The organism is Marinobacterium zhoushanense (assembly GCF_014641945.1).
Taxonomy (GTDB): Bacteria; Pseudomonadota; Gammaproteobacteria; order Pseudomonadales; family Balneatricaceae; genus Marinobacterium_D; species Marinobacterium_D zhoushanense.
This window is the reverse complement of record NZ_BMIJ01000001.1, coordinates 811,193-827,772: the sequence shown is the minus strand read 5'-3', so window position 1 is coordinate 827,772 and position 16,580 is coordinate 811,193. Positions and strand designations below refer to the sequence as shown.

Here is a 16,580-nt window from a genome sequence, read left to right as displayed (position 1 = left end):
CTACTGCTGCTGTTTGCGGTACTGCTGGGCGGTAACGCCGGTGTGTTTCTTGAAGAAGCGGGAGAAGTAGGCGGGGTCGGCGAAGCCGAGCTGGTAGCAGATCTCGCTGCTGCTCAGGCTGCTGAAGGTGAGCAGGCGCTTGCACTCCTGCACGATACGGTCGTGGATCAGTTTTTTCGGCGAGCGGTTGGAGATCCGCTGACAGATCTGATTTAGGCGGCTCTCCGATACGCCCATCTCCTGGGTGTACTGCGGCAGATGCCACTGTTCCCGATAATGCTCTTCGATCAGGTCGGAGAAGCGATGGAACAGTCTGAGGTCGTCGTTGTTGACGGTCATGCTCTCGGCGCGTCTGCTAGACAGTCGGGCAATACGGATGATCAACAGTCGGACCAGCGAGTCCAGCGCCAGGTTTTTTGCCGCGAGCTCCTGGTACCACTCAGCACGGATGTTGCGCAGGTTCTGCGCCAGTCGCGTCCATAGCCTGCGCTGCTCCTGGCTGAGGCTGCCGCGTTCGAGACAGATCCCTTCGCCGAGGTTGCTCTCGATCTCCTGCTCGAGCCCATCCTTCATCAGCTGCCAGACGATGGACTGGTGGATGGTCAGCACATGACCCTTGGCGTCCGCCTCGGTCAGAAAGGAGTGCGGTACCGAAGGAGGGGTCAGAAAACAGGCGGGGCCGGTGACGTGGTAGATCTTGTCATCGATATGGAAGCTGATCTCACCACGGTCGATGTAGTGGATCTGCAGATACTGGGCATGCCGGTGCACCGGCATATCGCGACCGAAGAAGCCGGCCAGATTTTCCAGCACATCGTAATGGATCGGGGCGTCGATATAGCGCTGGTCGTAATCCTGTCCCAGGACGATGTTGGGGATCCAGGCGCTGTGTTCGGAGTCGGTCACGCGGTCTCCATAATCTGCTTATGTTTAGGCGCTCCGAAAACCGTTGCGAGCGGCTTGTGGGCGAGGCGCGCGGCGCGCAGGAACCGCAGTGTATACGTGATACATGAGGATTCCGAGCACCGCGCGGCTCATACTACAAGCGGCCACGAGTCGCGCAGTAGGTTTTAGCCTTTACCGAGCTGCGGCACCTTGTGCGTGCCGTGCGCGATGCAGATGTTCTTCGTTTCCATATAGAAATCGAAGCTCCAGTCACCGCCGTCACGACCGATACCGGACATCTTGATGCCGCCGAACGGGGAGGGCAGGTTACGGTTGTTCTCCGAGTTCACCCACAGCATGCCCGCTTCGACATGCTTGGCCATGCGCATGGCGCGGCCGGTGTTCTCGGTCCAGATGTAACCGGCCAGACCGTATTCGGTGTCGTTGGCGATGGCGATCGCTTCCTCTTCGGTGTCGAAGGAGATGGCGGTCAATACCGGGCCGAAGATCTCCTCCTGGGCGATGCGCATCGTGTTGTTGGCACCGGTGAACAGGGTCGGCTGCACGTAGTTGCCGGCCGGATCCAGACCTTCACGGCCATCAAGGATGCGGTTGCCGCCGACAGCGATGGTGGCGCCATCCGCCTTGGCGATATCCATGTAGCTCATCACCTTCTCGAAATGGCCGGTGTGCACCAGCGGGCCGACTTCGGTGTTCGGATCCAGCGAGTGACCCACGCGCAGGTTACGCACACGCTGCTCCAGCGCGGCGATGAATTTGTCGCGGATGCCGCTCTGGATCAGCAGGCGGCTGGAGGAGGTGCAGCGCTGGCCGTTGAGGCTGTAGATCATGAACACGACGGCATCCAGCGCGCGCTCGAAGTCGGCGTCATCGAATACGATCACCGGGTTCTTGCCGCCGAGCTCAAAGTGCATCCGCTTCAGGGTGTCGGCACCCTGGCGCATGATGTGGGAGCCGGTGGCGGACTCGCCGACTAGGGCCACGGCCTTGATCGCCGGGTGTTCAGTCAGGCGCTTGCCGACGTTCTCGCCGAAGCCGTTGACCATGTTCCACACGCCCTTGGGCAGCACTTCATCGGCGATCTCGGCCAGGAGGTAGGCGCTCAGCGGAGTCAGTTCCGCCGGCTTGTGCACCACGGTGCAGCCTGCGGCCAGCGCCGGGGCGATCTTCCAGGTGGAGAGCATGAACGGCGTGTTCCACGGCGTGATGATTCCGACCGGACCGATCGCCTTGCGCAGGGTGTAGTTGGTGTGCTCATCCTGGTGCAGAGCCAGGCCGTTCTGCGCTTCCGGCGCCTTGTCGGCGAAGAAGCGGAAGTTGGCGGCACCGCGCACGGCGGCCTGTTTCATGAAGCGGATCGCCTGACCGCAATCCATCGACTCGACCAGGGCGATCTCGTCGGCGCGCTCGACCAGCTTGTCGGCAAACTGGTTCAACAGCTTCTTGCGCACGGCGCCTGGGGTGTTGGACCACTCTTCGAAGGCGTCCTCGGCGGCCTGGCAGGCAGCGTTTACGTCGTCGATGGAGCCCGCCATCACCTTGCCGATGGAGGAGTTGTCGGTCGGGGTGATGTTGTCGTACTCCTTGCCACCAGTGCCGAGGGTGAATTCGCCGTTGATGTAGTGGCCGGTGGTGTTGTTCTTGAAGCGCTCCAGATACTGAGTGGCGCGTTCCAGGTTGGTTTGCAGTGTATCGCTCATCATTATTCTCCCGAAGCTAATGCCTCAATATCAGTATTTGTCGCCGTAGTATTCCTGCTCGCTGACCATACGGGTCTCGAGTGAGCAGATATCTTCGATAGCACAAACGATGGTGTCGCCCGGCTGGCAGTCAACGATGCCGTGTGGCGTGCCGGTGCAGATCATATCGCCCGGGTTCAGGGTCATGATCTTGCTCAGATATTCGATGACGAAAGGTACGTCAAAGATCATATCCTTGGTGCTACCGTCCTGAGTGACCTTGCCGTTGACAGTGGTGGTCAGTCTCAGCGCGTTGGCATCGGGAATATCGGCGGTATCGACGATCCAGGGACCCATCGGCAGCAGAGAATCACGGCTTTTGACGCGCAGGTTGGGGCGGTAGTAGTTTTCCAGATAGTCGCGGATCGCAAAGTCGTTGCAGACGGTATAGCCGGCCACATACTCCAGCGCATCTTCACGCTTGATGTTCTTGCCGGTTTTGCCGATCACGGCGACCAGTTCGCACTCATAGTGCTGGTAGTCGATGTTGTCCGGACGGTAGCTCACCTGCTTATGACCGGTCAGGCAGTTGGCGTGCTTGATGAAGATCAGCGGCTCTTTCGGCGGCTCGAACGCCAGCTCGGATGCGTGATCGGCATAGTTGATGCCCAGCGCGAAAATCGTACCCGGCTCTTTTACCGGCGGCAGCCAGGTGATCGCGTCGGAATCCAGCGCTACATTCAGCACTTCGCCATCGGTGGTGGTGATGCGGTCCCGATTGTTAACGTCGGTGTCGATATCGATATCCAGCTCGCGGCCGTCAAAAATAACGCGTGCGTGTCTCATGGCTCAGGCACCTCCCAGAGTGTTTGTCAGGGTGCCTACACCCTCGATGCTTGCTTCAACCTTGTCGCCCTTGGCAACGGCAACGCGCTCACCGGCGAAGCCGACGGCGATGATCTCGCCCGGCTGCAGGGTCATGATGCGTGAAATGATGCTGATCAGTTCAGCAACGCTGCGCTCCATGTTGGCCAGTTCAAAAACGCTCTTCTGTTCGCCGTTGACGTTGATGCAGACGCTCAGTGCGTCCGGGTTGGCGATCTTGTCCGCGGCGACGATCTCCGGGCCGACCGGTGCAGAACCGTCCAGGCACTTGCCCTTGATGTCCGGGCGGTAGTAGCTCTCCTCTGGCAGGGAGAAGTCGCCGACGATGGTGTAACCAGCTACGTAGTCGAGTGCTTCGTCCACGGATACGCGGCAGGTCTCCTTGCCGATCACCACGCCCAGGCTGGCGCCGACAACCATCGCCGGTACGTCGTTACCGTCGAAGTCCTTGGCCCACTCGATCTCGGCGCCGTTGAGGTTCCAGGTGTTGCGCGGCTTGTAGTACAGCACCGGCTGGGTCGGCGGTTTCTTGTAAGGCGCTTCATTGAAGGTGCTTTCCAGCGCCGCCAGCTGTGCCTTGTCGTTCAGCGCGACGCAGACCAGCTTGCTGTTAACCAGAGTATTCGTTGTCATATTCAACCTTTGTCTCTTAGTCGCCTGGCTGTCTTAAGTAACCAGACTCTCTTTTAATACCCAGCCTGGGGCTTATCCTCTTCAACCGGCTTGTCGCTCTTGAACTGCTGTGCCAGTTTGCGGGTCGCCTGGGCCAGGATCATGGTATCGACGCCGACACCGACGAAGTTGGCGCCCTGGGTCACGTAGTGCTCGGCCAGGGAGGGATCCAGGCACAAGAGGCCGGCGTATTTCCCGGCCGCGCGGATCTTGTTCAGACCGGTGTTGATCGCCTCGACCACCACCGGGTTACCGGCATCGCCGATATAACCCATGGAGGCGGACAGGTCGGAGGGGCCGATAAAGACACCGTCGACGCCCTCTACGGCGAGGATCTCATCTAGGTTTTCCATCGCGCTGGCGGTCTCCACCTGCACGATCAGGCAGATCTCGTCGTTGGCCTTCTTCAGGTAACCGGGTATCTGGTTCCAGCGTGCGGCGCGGGCCAGCGAGGTGCCCAGGCCACGGATGCCGGCCGGCGGATAGCGCACGGCACGTACCAGCTGCTTCGCCTGCTCGGCGTCCTCGACCATCGGCACCAGCAGGGTCTGCACGCCGATATCCAGCAGCTGTTTGATCAGCGCGGTATCACCCTCGACCGGACGCACGATCGGCGCCACGTCATAGGGAGCGATCGCCTGCAGGTGAGACATGATGGTGCGCAGGTCGAACGGCGCATGCTCGCTGTCGATAAGTAGCCAGTCGAACCCGGCCACCGCGGCGATTTCGGCGGCGCTGTTATCCGGCAGTCCGAGCCAGAGGCCGTACTGGGTCTGGCCTGTGGCCAGGCCCTGCTTGAAACGGTTTTTCGGCATCTCCATCAGAGATTTCTCCTGAATCGGTTATACGAAGCTCATTTACACGAAGCGTAGACCGATGCCGCCGAGCGGACCGAAGTCGGCGTGGATGGTATCGCCGGCCTTGACCGGTACCGGACGGGTGAAGGAGCCGGCCAGGATGATCTGGCCCGGTTCTAGGCCGACGCCGTGCGGCGCGAAGCGCTTGCACACCCAACTGATCCCCTTGGCCGGATGGCCGAGTACGCCGGAGGCCAGACCGGTCTCCTCGATCTGACCATTCAGGTAGAGCGCGGCACCGGCCCAGCGCAGATCCATCTCGGTCGGCTTGATCGGGCGGCCGCCGAGGATGATGCCGGCGTTGGCGGCGTTATCGGAGATAGTGTCGTACACCTTGCGGGTGTAGCCGGTCTCCGGGTCGGTACGCATGCAGCGCGCGGCGATCAGTTCCAGCGATGGAATGACGTAATCGGTGGCGTTGTAAACGTCGAAGATGCTGACGTTTTCGCCGAACAGCGGCTTGTTCAAGATGAACGCCAGCTCCACCTCGATACGCGGGTCGAGGAAGTCGGACGCCTTGAGCGTGGCGCCGTCCTCGAACAGCATGTCGTTGAGCAGGACGCCGTAGTCCGGCTGATCGATGTTGACCGCCATCTGCATGGCGCGAGAGGTCAGGCCCACCTTGTAGCCGATGACCGAACGACCGTCCTCGATCTTGCGGTCGACCCAGGCCTTCTGGATCGCATAGGCGTCGTCCATGGTCATCTCGGGGTGCTGAAGGGTCAGCGCGGGGATCTGCTTACGCTCGACTTCAGCCTGGTAGAGCCGCTCCGCGGCCGTCGTGATCTGCTCTTGGGTCAACATGTCGGGACTGAACCTTTGGTGGTGTCGGCTCCGCTCTTTGGGTTCGCAGCGTTGTGGCTGCAGAAGCCGCGGGAGTGGTGTTGGCCGAAAATAGTTAATTTATTAAGTTTTGTGCGAGAGGCGTGTCTCGCTGCATCTAGCGTCCGTTAATTGCATTTTAGTTAACATCTTAAGTAAGTCAACCTGTAGACGTTCGCAAATCGCCATTGTTAGAGCTTAGTCGGAATATTCTGCGGAACCAGAAGGGCAGTGCAGACTGCGCAGACGCTGGCGGTTTCGCGCTATGGCAGGTTGCAGGCACTACCAATTATCCAAGCATGCTCATTGACAAAAGTTAATATGTTAATTAAGTTTTGCGCTAGCGGGCGATTTCGACCGCCCGCGCCCCAAAGACAATAGAGCTATAAAGAGCTAAATAGCTATAACAAGCACGGGAGCCGCTGAAATGCCCCATTTCATCGTCGAGTACTCGGGAAATCTGCATGACAAGCTGGAGTTCCAGCCGCTGTTCAAGTCACTGCATGAGTATGTCGTGTCAACCGGTGCCTTTCCTATCGGGGGCGTACGCAGTCGCGCCATCCGCTGTAATGATTTCCGCGTTGCGGACGGTCGCGACGATTTCGCCTTCCTCAACCTGAACCTCAAGATCGGCCATGGTCGCGATATGGCGCTGAAAAAAGAGGTGGCAGAGCGGGTGTTCGAGATCCTCTGCGACTGGATGAAGCCGATCACCGACAATGGCTATTGTCAGATCTCATTCGAGATGACCGAGCTCGATCCGGTACTCAAGTTCAACAAGAACAACATTCATCCTCTATTCGCAAAATCCTGACGCCAGATCACTGGCACAGCGCTTTCGATGCGGCTTCGTGTTGCGTTGAAAGTTAACATGTTAATAAATAACTATAATCTCTCTAGAGAAACAGGTGGATAGCAATGATCAACAAGACGCTTTTTTCCAAGGCAAAAGCCGCAATCGCGCTGGGCGCACTGACCCTGTCCAGCAGCGTATTCGCCGAGACCGTACTGCATGTCGGTACCTGGCTGCCGCCGACCAATCCGCAGAACGCGGTGGTCTGGCCGACTTGGGCGAAGTGGGTAGAAGAGGCGACGGAAGGTCGCGTTCGGGTCGAGATCCAGGATGGCCTGGGTCACCCGAAAACCCTGTTCCAACTGGTTGAGGATGGCGTCATCGATGCCAGCTTCAGCTACCACGGGTATGTGCCGGGCCGTTTCGAGCTGCCGCAGGCGGTAGAGCAGCCGGGACTGGGTGTCAGCGCTGAGGCCGCGTCCGTGGCGCTCTGGCGCACCTACGACAAGTACTTCAAGCAGTCGAACGAGTTTGCCGGTCTCGAAGTGATCGGTATGTTCACCCACGGCCCGGGCTACATCCACTCCAAGGAGCCGATCACCTCCTGGGAGCAGATCAAGGGCAAGAAGATCCGTATCGGTGGCGGTGTACAGAGCGTGCTCGGCGAGCGCATGGGTATCACCCCGGTCGCAGCACCCGCACCCAAGGTATACGAGATGCTGCAGCAGGGCGTGATCGATGGCGTGTTCCTGCCGATGGGCGAGCAGAAGGCGCTGCGCCTGAACGAAGTGGCCCCGAACGTCACCCTGCTGCCGGGTGGTATGTACCTGGGTAGCTTCTCGATCTTCATGAACCCCGATGTCCTCGCTGACCTGGATCCGAAAGATCGCGAGGCGATCCTCAGCGTGTCCGGTGAGAAGCTGTCGCAGATGGCCGGTAAGGCTTGGGACGCGATCGATGCCGAAGGCTACAAGGTGGCTCAGGAGTCCGGCGTCAACCTGATCGAGGTCAAAGAGACCGATCCGATGGCGCGTGAATTCTATTCAATGATCAAAGGCATGAAGGAGGAGTGGGTCGAGAGCGTGGCTGATCGTGGTATCGATGCCAAGGCCGCTATCGATGAGCTCTGGTCCATCGCCCGCGATTACGAAAGCGGCAAGAATTGATAGGTAACCTGTATGTCTCTGAGTGCATGGGTTCATGTGCACTATGACGAGGTGGGGCCAGTCAGGTGGCTGGCCTTCGCCCTTGAAGTAGTTGCCGCAACCGTACTGTTTTCGCTGATGCTGTTGACCTGTGTCGACGTCACCGGGCGTTACCTGTTTGCTAACTCCCTGGACGGTGCCACCGAGCTGACCGAGATCGGGCTGGCGATCATGCTGTTTGCCGAGATGCCGGTGGTGACCTGGCGCGGTGGACATGTCGTGGTCGATATTCTCGATCGGGTGTTGGGTAGCCCGGTGGTCAAGGCGTTGGGTCTGCTCGCGGCGCTGGTGATCTCCACCTCGATGTACTTCCTCGGTGTACGTATCTTCGAACTGGCCGAGCGCTCGCTGCGTCGCGGAGTGGAGACCGAGTATCTCGGTATCCCGACCGGTTATATCGTCGAGTATATCGCGGTGATGAGCTGGTTCACGGCGCTGGGGATGATCACCTACGGTATCTACCGCATCCTCACCACCCAACCGAAATAGGTCCTAAAAGGTACAGTCTATGTCTGTCGTACTGCTCGGATTTGCGGTCCTGCTACTGCTGATTCTTGTCGTTCGCATGCCGATCGCGTTCGCTATGGGACTGGTTGGCTTCTTTGGCTTCGCCGCACTTCAGGGACTGGAGTTCGGTAATCTGACGGATTTCCGCTGGAGCGGTGTGCTCTCCATGGCCTCCTACCGTGTCATCGATACGGTGCAGGAGTACAGCCTGTCGGTAATTCCGCTGTTCATTCTGATGGGTAACCTGGTCACCCGCTCCGGCCTGTCGCAGGAGCTGTACCATGTATCCAACGCCTTCCTCGGCCACCGCAAGGGCGGTCTGTCGATGGCGACCGTGGTGGCCTGTGGTGGCTTCTCCGCGATCTGCGGCTCTAGTTTGGCCACGTCCGCCACCATGGCACGGGTGGCGATGCCGCCGATGCGCAAGTATGGCTACTCGGATGGACTGGCGGCGGCGTCGATCGCGGCCGGCGGCACCCTGGGTATCCTGATTCCGCCCAGCGTGATCCTGGTGATCTACGGTCTGTTGACCGAATCCAGTATCCGCGAGCTGTTCGCGGCCGGTTTCATCCCCGGCATGCTCGGTATCCTGCTCTACCTGGCCGCGGTGCGTTACGTGGTCTGGCGTAATCCCGAACATGGTCCGGCCGGTGACAAGATGGCCTGGCCGGAGCGTCTGCAGGCACTGAAAGGTGTTTGGGGTGTGCTGGTACTGTTCACCGTGGTGATGGGCGGCATCTACCTTGGTATCTTCACCCCGACCGAGGCAGCCGGTATCGGTGCTGGCGGCGCGTTCATCATCGCTCTGGCCCGCCGTCGTCTCAGCCTGGCGATTCTGTTCGATACACTGACCGATACGGCACGCACTTCAGCCATGCTGTTCGGTGTGGTGATTGGTGCGCTGATCTTCTCCGACTTTATCAACCGCGCGGGCCTGCCGGATGCACTGCTGAGCCTGGTGACCGGTCTCGAGGTGACGCCCATCATGGTGATCCTGGTGATTCTGGCGATCTATATCGTGCTCGGTATGGTGTTCGAGAGCCTGTCGATGATGCTGCTGACCGTGCCGGTGTTCTACCCGCTGGTGGCGAACCTGGGCTTCGACCTGGTCTGGTTCGGTATCGTCGTCGTCGTGGTCACCGAAATCAGCCTGATAACGCCGCCGGTGGGGATGAACGTGTTTGTGCTAAGTGCCGTACTGCGGGACGTCAAGACAGGGACCATCTTCAAGGGGGTGACCCCGTTCTGGTGTGCCGATATCGTGCGCCTGGCGTTGATCGTCTTCTTCGCCCAGATATCGCTGTTCCTGCCCCAACTGCTCTATCGATAAGCAAACTGCACCGACGGGCTCCTAATGGAGCCTGTCTTCGGTCCAACCTAAGGAGGCATCTGCATGCTGCCTGACGTAAAGAAGATTCTCTATGCATCCGATCTGGAGAAGGGCGCACGGCCCGCGTTTCGCCGTGCGGTGAGTCTGTGTGGTCACTACCACTCCGAGATCACCTATCTGCACGTGATCGAGTCCCTGCCGGCTTCGGCGCAGAACCAGCTCCGCAATATCCTCGATGAGGAGGAGATCGAGGGGTGTCAGCGCGAGGGGATCGAGAACCTGCAGCGCAAGGTCAAGGAGCGGATCGAACGCTTCTGTGAATCGGAGCTGGAAGGCAACGAGATCATGGATCCGTCGCAGGTGACCGCGAGGGTCGAGGAGGGTACACCCTGGCGCGTGATTCTCAAGGTTGCCGACGAGATCGACGCCGACGTGATTGTGATGGGGGTACGCCACCACACCGCGATGGAGAAGTTCCTGCTCGGTTCGACACCGAACCGGGTGATGTACAACAGCAAGCGTCCGGTACTGATCGTACCGCTGACGGGCGAGGATTGATCCCCGGCCGTCGCGGGCAGAACGCTAGTCCCTCTTCCATACTGTCTACAGGGGGCGACCCGCTTCCGGATCGGCCCTGAAGGAGGGGCGGTTGTGGCTGGTGCTGAATAAGCGCGACCACAACAGCCCTCAATTGAACTTGGGCAGATCGGGAGGGTGAGTATGTCGGCTTTCAATATCGTTCGTTTGAAGGTTAAACCCGGCTGCGAAGAGAGGTTCATCGACGAGCACCGCAAGGTCGATGAGGAGTTCGCGGGTATGAAAAGGGCGGCGCTGGTGAAGACCGGCGAACGCAGTTACTGCTTCGTCGGCGAATGGGACAGCATGGATGATATCGTTGCGGCCCGTGAGCAGATGGTCGCAATTCTCGACCGCTTTCGCGATACGCTGGAGGATCAGGGTGGCGACCTGGGCGTCACCGATCCGGTATCGGGGGAAGTGGTGGTCGATATTAAATAGGCCAGGCTTTCCGATAAAGCCCCCTCCCTTCTCTGGGTAGGGGGCGTTCTTTCAGTCAGCCTGCGGGCGGATTCCGAAGCGACGAAACTCAGAGATCGTAGACCACCGAGGTTTCCGGCAGTGCGGAGAGGTTGAGCGGGCGCACGCTGCCCATCCAGATCGCGCGGTCGCGATGATCGATCAGGTCGAAACCGGTGATCGGGTGGATGAACACGGTCAAGCCACCCCTGTTTAATGTCAGCCAGGGGATCACCTGCTCGAACAGTTCGGCGCGAAAGGCCAACTGACAGCTCCAGTCCGGGTGGGGACCGACCGGTTTCTCATGTACCCGCCCCTTTATCAGGTCGGGGAACTGCTCGGCGGCCTGTTCACACAGGGCGCGAGCCTGGTCAATGCTGGCCTCATCGAAATAGACATGGGCATGCCAGCCGCGGATATCCGTTACCTCTGGTTGTTCATTCATCACTGCGACACACTTCTCTATAGGGACGATCAGTATAAACCATAGCCGGACCGAGGGGCGGTGATCCGCGGCGTTCCCGCCGACGTAGTGGCAAGGAGGCAGAGTTTTTATCCTCTGCTTAACTGAAGGTTGCGCGAAACAGTCTCATTTCGTCCCCTAAACCAGGAGTGGTTATGAATACGCACAGCAAACCTGAACCATCTACCGAGTCCCGATTGACGTTCAAGATTCCGCAGGAGGCGTTCGACTGGTACGACGAATACGCCCACGGCGACATCGATCGTCGAACCTTCATACAGCGCCTGGCCACGCTGGGGTTGGCGGGGCTGACACTGAACGCCGTTGCCGGCGCCTTGCTGCCCAACTACGCGCTGGCCGAACAGGTTTCGTTCAACGATCCCGATATCAAGGCGAGCTACCTGGAGTTCGATGCACCGGATGGTCATGGCAAGGGGCGCGGATATCTGGTCGTACCCAGCGGTGTGACCGCGGAAAACCCGGTGGCGGGCGTTCTGGTTGCACACGAAAACCGTGGCCTGAACCCCTATATCAAGGATGTGGCAAGGCGCCTGGCCAAGGCCGGCTATGTTGCTTTCGCCCCCGACGCGCTCTACCCGCTGGGCGGTTATCCGGGCAATGACGATGAGGGACGTGCCATGCAGAGTACCCTGGAGCGCGGCAAGATCGAGGGGGATTTTGTCGGCGCTGCCAAGATGCTCAAGGCCCATGAACTGACCACCGACAAGCTGGGCATGGTCGGCTTCTGCTTCGGCGGTTATTTGAGCAATCAGTTGGCGGCGTTGCTGGGGGCGGATATCGCTGCCGCAGTGCCCTATTACGGTACGCCGCCGCAAGCGGATATCACCAATATCAAGGCCGTGCTGCAACTGCATTTCGCCGGTCTGGACACCCGCGTAAACGGCACTTGGCCGGATTATGAGGCCGCACTGAAAGCTGCCAAGGCGGAGTACACCGCCTATACCTATCCTGAGGTCAATCACGGCTTCCATAACGATTCGACGGCCCGTTATGACCAGGCCAGCGCCGAACTGGCCTGGCAGCGAACCCTGGAGTTCTTCGGTCAGCATCTGGCTTGATCCGCTCAACTCACTGGCGCTGGTGGCGTAGCTCGCCGCGATTGTGTCCCACCCGCACCGATGACAGGTCGGTGTTGGGTGGTGGACCGCATTGGGGCACACTATTGGGATCTGTATGAAGGTCCCATCATGAACAGCATAAGACAGCGTATCGAGCGACAAATCTTCAGTATCTCCGGGTTGGCACTGAATACCATCGACTACGAGCAACCCGCGGGAGATCCTGGTTTGTTCGGACCGGACAGTGTCTGCTGGCGGGTTCACGCCGATTTCCCCTCCATGCTCTGTGGCGGAATCGGGGCGTTGATGTTGCAGATGATGCACCCGCTGGCGCTGGCCGGCGTCTGGGATCACTCCAACTTCCGTGACGATATGCTGGGTCGACTCCGACGCACCAGCCAGTTCATCGCAGGTACCACCTTCGCCGCCACCGAAGATGCGCAAGGGCTAATTGTACGGGTGCGTGATATCCACAGCCGCATAACGGGACAATCGCCCGATGGCAGGCTCTACAGCGCGAGCGATCCGGAACTGCTTACCTGGGTGCATGTGGCCGAGGTCAGCAGTTTCCTGGCCTCCTATATGCGTTACTGCAATCCCGATATGAGCGACAAGGAGCAGGACCGCTATTTCGATGAGGTCGCGCTGGTTGCCGAGGCGCTCGGTGCCGAAAATGTGCCCCGAAGTCGTCGGCAGGTGGAAAACTATATCGACGCAATGCGTCCCCAGCTTGTTTTCGACAAGCGTACCGCTGAGGTACTCCGGCTGCTGCTGAACGCACCGAGCCCCAATCGAATGACGCGCCCGGTCGGCTATCTGATGACACGGGCTGGAATCGATCTGTTACCGGGGTGGGCGCAGGCGATGGCCGGGCAGCGGCTGTCAACGGTACATAGACTGTTGATCCGCTCCTCGATGCACCTGCTGGTGCCGACCCTGCGCTGGTCGATCCGCAACGGCGCTTCGCATAGGGCGCGGCGGCGGGTGCGCCGCGACCCATCCAGGTAGTTTGACGGGTCGCAGTTCAACGACTTCCTCCGTGATCATCCTGATTAGGCGAAATGTGCATGAAGCCGGGATGCAGGTGTCGTAAGCCTGAATTATGATTGTCGGCGCTAACGGTCTATTATTCATATTCTCGGTAAATGGAAAGGGTTTGACCTACTGGACCTCTGCCGAGGACAGCGCTGAATTGAGGGAATTACCGAAGCATGTGGCTGCGTATTGGATACCGGCCACTTAATCACTTAAGTATCCAGGGACGGCGTTATGGATGACATTATTCAGATATTGAGTTGGACTGGTTTCCCGGGGCTAATAGACAGGATGTCGGTCAAACGGACTGCGGATGAGGAGTTGATGGAGTCGATTCTGTGGGGGACCTCTGAGGAGGAGATCTCAGGGCTGTTGTCCAGCATCTCCGATCTGATCGCGGTTATCGATGAGGAGCGGAACTACCGCGCCGTGAGTAAGGGCTATGCCAGCTTTTTCGGCAATACCAGAGACGAGTTGATCGGCCGGAGTATCGACGACCTGCACGACGATACCAGTTTCTTCAAACGCGTCCGCTCCGGATTGCACAGCACGCTGGTTAACGAACAGGTCCGGTTTCATATCTGGGAGCCTGATGCAACCGGCGATATCCGCTACCTCGATTGCACCCTTACCCCATTTCCTGGCGCTTCGGCCCCAACCCGTAACGCAATCGTCGTTGCCCGCGATATGACCGATCTGACGTTCGCACAGGCCAGTCTGGCCTATGAGCGCAAACTGCTACAGATGGTGATCAATGCCATTCCCGATTTCATCTTCATCAAAAATGCAGAGGGCGTATACCAGTACTGCAACCAGGCATTCGAGAAGTTTGTGAGCCTGCCGGAGGAGCGGATTGTCGGAAGTAGCGACCAGGATTTGATGTCGCCACGCTCGGCAGCCTATATACGGGAGCAGGATCGCAAAACCCTCGAAAAAGGGGAAGCCTGCCGGATCGACGAATGGGTCACCTATAACGACGGTCATCGACGCCTGCTGGATATGTACAAGTTCCCGATTCGAAACGATGCCGGACAGATCGACGGCTTGGTCGGCATCGGACGCGATGTCACAACGGAACGCCTGGCTGCCGAGCGGATGCAGCAGGCGGCGCTGGTCTTTGAAACTACCTCCGACTGCTGTTTTATTCTGAGTCCGGAAGGCCAGGTGCTGTCGGCCAACCGATCCGCACACCAGGCGTTCGATTACACCGAGGAGCAGATGGCGGGTGCCCGGCTGGATCAACTTATCTCCGATGTTGATGAGACACACGCTTTCAGCGATTTCCTGCTACAGCAGGAGTCCTGGCGCGGTGAGCTGATAGGGCGTGACCGGCAGGGCGGGCAGTGGCCCTACATCGGTACCTTGAATGCCGTCATGAACGCGCAGCGTCAGGTGAGCAGTTTTGTGCTGACGTTGACCGATATCAGCGAGCAGAAAGAGCTGGAGCAGGAGTTGGTCCAGAAAGCCTGCAAGGATCCGCTGACCGGCCTGCCCAACCGGTTGCTGATGCGCGCTCGAATGGAGCATGCGATCCAGAAGGCGCAGCGCAATCGAAACCTGCTGGCGACCGTATTTATCGATCTGGACGGGTTCAAGGCGGTAAATGACAGCTGCGGACATGAATTGGGCGACGCGTTGTTGCAGCAGATCGGCCATCGGTTGAGCCAACATGTCAGGAAGGTCGATACCCTGGCGCGCTTGGGCGGGGATGAGTTCCTGTTGCTGATCGATGATCTGCCTGACATGGATACGGTCAATATCATCGTCGATAAGCTGCTTGCCAGTTTCGAGACCGAGTTCCGGGTCAGGGATCAGGAGGTGCATCTCTCCGCCAGCTTTGGCGTCAGCTTCTACCCGACGGATGGTATGGATGTGGATGATCTCGTCAACAAAGCCGATCTGGCGATGTATCAGGCCAAGCGCACGGGGCGTAATCGCTGCTGCCTCTACCACCTGCACGTGGGTCAGAATCAGAAGTTGTGAAGGTGGTGAGTTTCATGCTCACCCCCTTCACCCGACTGGCTGGGCGGATTGGCCGGCTGTTTTAGCCGAAGTGGGCTAGCCAGCTGTGGGCCAATCGCCGCCTCTCCTCAACCGGCAGTTCGTGCAGCCCTGCAGGTAGTTCGTGACTGCTCAGATAGTGCACCGCCTGAATACACTCCCCCTGCACCAGGAAAATATACGGACCCACCTCCGCATTGTGGATAAAGTTGATCGCGTTGCCGCGATTGGCCAGATAGTAGTACTGACCCAGGCGCTCGTAGCGCTGTATGTGCTCTGTGACCGGGTAGACACTGTAACTGCTGTTGGCCCGCGGCAGCTCCATCTCGTCGTCGAATGAAGTGACGGAGAAGATGAACGCGCCGTTCTTCACCAGCGAGAAGTCGTTGGCACACAACGATTGATTCCCTGTTGCACAATAGATGATATCGCTGGTCTGCAGGGCATCATCCTTGGTCAGTAGATCGAAGCCCTGGGAGCGTGCCTCGATCGCGCGTATCGGGTCGATCTCCACGATCTTGGTGTTGATGTTTTTCGAATGCAGTGCCTTGGCGATGGAGCTGCCGATCTTGCCGTAACCGAATACCACCGCATTACCACCGTTGAGAATGTGGTGACACTGGCGCATCAGCACCTCCGATGAGTAGACGATCGACTGGCCGGTCAAATAGTCCTCCGGGCTCTTCAGCGGACTGCGTGCAACCGACATAACCGGCACCGGTAGCTCGGACTTGGCGGCATATCGTTGGTGGCCGTTCTCGGTCACTTCGACGATTCCCTTGAGCGGGATCCGCAAGCGATCGATCAGGTCGGGCAGGGCCTCGGCAAAGTAGCCGCCAACGTCGATCAGGATCAGCTCCCCGTCGCGTACGTAGTCATTCAGAATGGCCGCCACCACTTCGGGGGAGCTGAGCTGGTTACGGTTCTTGATCAGGATCTGAAAGCGCTCGCCCAGGTGCTCCAGAGTTTCATGGCTGACGCTCTTCGGTTTGGGAAACACCACATCGACATGGGCCACTCGCTGCAATGTTTCCAGGTAAAGCGGCACTCCCTTGAGAAGATGGCTTACCACCGCAAGGTGCAGTCGGGGCTGCCTGGGGGGCTCGATCGCTTCGAAGAAGTTAGCACCCTTGAGAAATAGCGGGTTCATAAACGTACTCCTTGTTTCTGTAATGAAAACATATGCTTGTGTGCGGAAACCGCGTTTCGTGCACAGGCTGTTTAAACTACGCTATTCCTTCTGATCAGTATTCTCGGTTTTGACTCATGCCACCGACAAAACACCCACACATCAGCCATAGACGTCCGCTG

General features: G+C 58.8%; 17 protein-coding genes. 9 read left to right on the top strand and 8 right to left on the bottom strand.

Annotated features, from left to right (window positions below; genetic code table 11):
- From hpaA to hpaH, 6 genes are all read right to left on the bottom strand, one after another.
- Complete coding sequence (hpaA, locus tag IEX40_RS03865; RefSeq protein WP_188745758.1) at positions 1-906, bottom strand: 4-hydroxyphenylacetate catabolism regulatory protein HpaA; 906 nt, start codon at positions 904-906, stop codon at positions 1-3.
- Positions 907-1,070: 164 nt separating this feature from the next.
- Entirely contained in the window at positions 1,071-2,606 is a 1,536-nt protein-coding gene (hpaE, locus tag IEX40_RS03860; RefSeq protein WP_188745757.1) for a 5-carboxymethyl-2-hydroxymuconate semialdehyde dehydrogenase, read from the bottom strand.
- A 30-nt stretch (positions 2,607-2,636) separates the two neighbouring features.
- Positions 2,637-3,431 carry a fumarylacetoacetate hydrolase family protein gene (locus IEX40_RS03855; RefSeq protein ID WP_188745756.1) on the bottom strand — a complete coding sequence of 265 codons (795 nt, stop codon included), beginning with the start codon at positions 3,429-3,431 and terminating at the stop codon, positions 2,637-2,639.
- A 3-nt stretch (positions 3,432-3,434) separates the two neighbouring features.
- Positions 3,435-4,103 (bottom strand): fumarylacetoacetate hydrolase family protein, encoded by a 669-nt coding sequence (locus IEX40_RS03850; RefSeq protein WP_188745755.1) that lies wholly within the window; start codon positions 4,101-4,103, stop codon positions 3,435-3,437.
- 53 nt (positions 4,104-4,156) lie between these two features.
- Positions 4,157-4,963, bottom strand: a complete 807-nt coding sequence (hpaI, locus tag IEX40_RS03845) for a 4-hydroxy-2-oxoheptanedioate aldolase (protein ID WP_188745754.1) — start codon at positions 4,961-4,963, stop codon at positions 4,157-4,159.
- Positions 4,964-4,999: 36 nt separating this feature from the next.
- Complete coding sequence (hpaH, locus tag IEX40_RS03840) at positions 5,000-5,803, bottom strand: 2-oxo-hept-4-ene-1,7-dioate hydratase (protein WP_188745753.1); 804 nt, start codon at positions 5,801-5,803, stop codon at positions 5,000-5,002.
- A 445-nt stretch (positions 5,804-6,248) separates the two neighbouring features.
- Here hpaH and IEX40_RS03835 point away from each other — a divergent pair, with 445 nt between their 5' ends.
- From IEX40_RS03835 to IEX40_RS03810, 6 genes are all read left to right on the top strand, one after another.
- On the top strand, positions 6,249-6,635 hold the full coding sequence (locus IEX40_RS03835) for a 5-carboxymethyl-2-hydroxymuconate Delta-isomerase (RefSeq protein ID WP_188745752.1): 387 nt from the start codon (positions 6,249-6,251) through the stop codon (positions 6,633-6,635).
- A gap of 104 nt (positions 6,636-6,739) precedes the next feature.
- Positions 6,740-7,780, top strand: a complete 1,041-nt coding sequence (locus IEX40_RS03830; RefSeq protein WP_188745751.1) for a TRAP transporter substrate-binding protein — start codon at positions 6,740-6,742, stop codon at positions 7,778-7,780.
- Between the two features lie 12 nt (positions 7,781-7,792).
- The gene (locus IEX40_RS03825) at positions 7,793-8,308 is read left to right on the top strand and encodes a TRAP transporter small permease (RefSeq protein ID WP_188745750.1); all 516 of its coding nucleotides are present in this window, start codon (positions 7,793-7,795) and stop codon (positions 8,306-8,308) included.
- A 19-nt stretch (positions 8,309-8,327) separates the two neighbouring features.
- Positions 8,328-9,656 (top strand): TRAP transporter large permease, encoded by a 1,329-nt coding sequence (locus tag IEX40_RS03820; protein WP_188745749.1) that lies wholly within the window; start codon positions 8,328-8,330, stop codon positions 9,654-9,656.
- A 63-nt stretch (positions 9,657-9,719) separates the two neighbouring features.
- The gene (locus IEX40_RS03815; RefSeq protein ID WP_188745748.1) at positions 9,720-10,214 is read left to right on the top strand and encodes a universal stress protein; all 495 of its coding nucleotides are present in this window, start codon (positions 9,720-9,722) and stop codon (positions 10,212-10,214) included.
- Between the two features lie 162 nt (positions 10,215-10,376).
- Positions 10,377-10,673, top strand: coding sequence for an antibiotic biosynthesis monooxygenase (locus tag IEX40_RS03810; protein ID WP_188745747.1), 297 nt, complete (start codon positions 10,377-10,379; stop codon positions 10,671-10,673).
- An 88-nt stretch (positions 10,674-10,761) separates the two neighbouring features.
- Here IEX40_RS03810 and IEX40_RS03805 read toward each other — a convergent pair whose 3' ends face one another.
- Positions 10,762-11,136 carry a DOPA 4,5-dioxygenase family protein gene (locus IEX40_RS03805; protein WP_188745746.1) on the bottom strand — a complete coding sequence of 125 codons (375 nt, stop codon included), beginning with the start codon at positions 11,134-11,136 and terminating at the stop codon, positions 10,762-10,764.
- Between the two features lie 173 nt (positions 11,137-11,309).
- Here IEX40_RS03805 and IEX40_RS03800 point away from each other — a divergent pair, with 173 nt between their 5' ends.
- The 3 genes from IEX40_RS03800 (at position 11,310) to IEX40_RS03790 (ending at position 15,251) form a co-directional block, all read left to right on the top strand.
- Positions 11,310-12,233, top strand: a complete 924-nt coding sequence (locus tag IEX40_RS03800) for a dienelactone hydrolase family protein (protein WP_188745745.1) — start codon at positions 11,310-11,312, stop codon at positions 12,231-12,233.
- A 129-nt stretch (positions 12,234-12,362) separates the two neighbouring features.
- On the top strand, positions 12,363-13,241 hold the full coding sequence (locus tag IEX40_RS03795) for an oxygenase MpaB family protein (RefSeq protein WP_188745744.1): 879 nt from the start codon (positions 12,363-12,365) through the stop codon (positions 13,239-13,241).
- Between the two features lie 261 nt (positions 13,242-13,502).
- On the top strand, positions 13,503-15,251 hold the full coding sequence (locus tag IEX40_RS03790) for a sensor domain-containing protein (RefSeq protein ID WP_188745743.1): 1,749 nt from the start codon (positions 13,503-13,505) through the stop codon (positions 15,249-15,251).
- Positions 15,252-15,312: 61 nt separating this feature from the next.
- On the opposite strand, the gene IEX40_RS03785 is transcribed toward IEX40_RS03790, so the two are convergent.
- The gene (locus IEX40_RS03785) at positions 15,313-16,419 is read right to left on the bottom strand and encodes an adenosylhomocysteinase (protein ID WP_188745742.1); all 1,107 of its coding nucleotides are present in this window, start codon (positions 16,417-16,419) and stop codon (positions 15,313-15,315) included.
- Positions 16,420-16,580 lie beyond the last annotated feature (161 nt).

Bases quoted from the DNA above. Each gene is read 5' to 3' on its own strand.
- hpaE (WP_188745757.1), bottom strand. From the start codon at position 2,606: ATGAGCGATACACTGCAAACCAACCTGGAACGCGCCACTCAGTATCTG.
- IEX40_RS03855 (WP_188745756.1), bottom strand. From the start codon at position 3,431: ATGAGACACGCACGCGTTATTTTTGACGGCCGCGAGCTGGATATCGAT.
- IEX40_RS03850 (WP_188745755.1), bottom strand. From the start codon at position 4,103: ATGACAACGAATACTCTGGTTAACAGCAAGCTGGTCTGCGTCGCGCTG.
- hpaI (WP_188745754.1), bottom strand. From the start codon at position 4,963: ATGGAGATGCCGAAAAACCGTTTCAAGCAGGGCCTGGCCACAGGCCAG.
- hpaH (WP_188745753.1), bottom strand. From the start codon at position 5,803: ATGTTGACCCAAGAGCAGATCACGACGGCCGCGGAGCGGCTCTACCAG.
- IEX40_RS03835 (WP_188745752.1), top strand. From the start codon at position 6,249: ATGCCCCATTTCATCGTCGAGTACTCGGGAAATCTGCATGACAAGCTG.
- IEX40_RS03830 (WP_188745751.1), top strand. From the start codon at position 6,740: ATGATCAACAAGACGCTTTTTTCCAAGGCAAAAGCCGCAATCGCGCTG.
- IEX40_RS03825 (WP_188745750.1), top strand. From the start codon at position 7,793: ATGTCTCTGAGTGCATGGGTTCATGTGCACTATGACGAGGTGGGGCCA.
- IEX40_RS03820 (WP_188745749.1), top strand. From the start codon at position 8,328: ATGTCTGTCGTACTGCTCGGATTTGCGGTCCTGCTACTGCTGATTCTT.
- IEX40_RS03815 (WP_188745748.1), top strand. From the start codon at position 9,720: ATGCTGCCTGACGTAAAGAAGATTCTCTATGCATCCGATCTGGAGAAG.
- IEX40_RS03810 (WP_188745747.1), top strand. From the start codon at position 10,377: ATGTCGGCTTTCAATATCGTTCGTTTGAAGGTTAAACCCGGCTGCGAA.
- IEX40_RS03805 (WP_188745746.1), bottom strand. From the start codon at position 11,136: ATGAATGAACAACCAGAGGTAACGGATATCCGCGGCTGGCATGCCCAT.
- IEX40_RS03800 (WP_188745745.1), top strand. From the start codon at position 11,310: ATGAATACGCACAGCAAACCTGAACCATCTACCGAGTCCCGATTGACG.
- IEX40_RS03795 (WP_188745744.1), top strand. From the start codon at position 12,363: ATGAACAGCATAAGACAGCGTATCGAGCGACAAATCTTCAGTATCTCC.
- IEX40_RS03790 (WP_188745743.1), top strand. From the start codon at position 13,503: ATGGATGACATTATTCAGATATTGAGTTGGACTGGTTTCCCGGGGCTA.
- IEX40_RS03785 (WP_188745742.1), bottom strand. From the start codon at position 16,419: ATGAACCCGCTATTTCTCAAGGGTGCTAACTTCTTCGAAGCGATCGAG.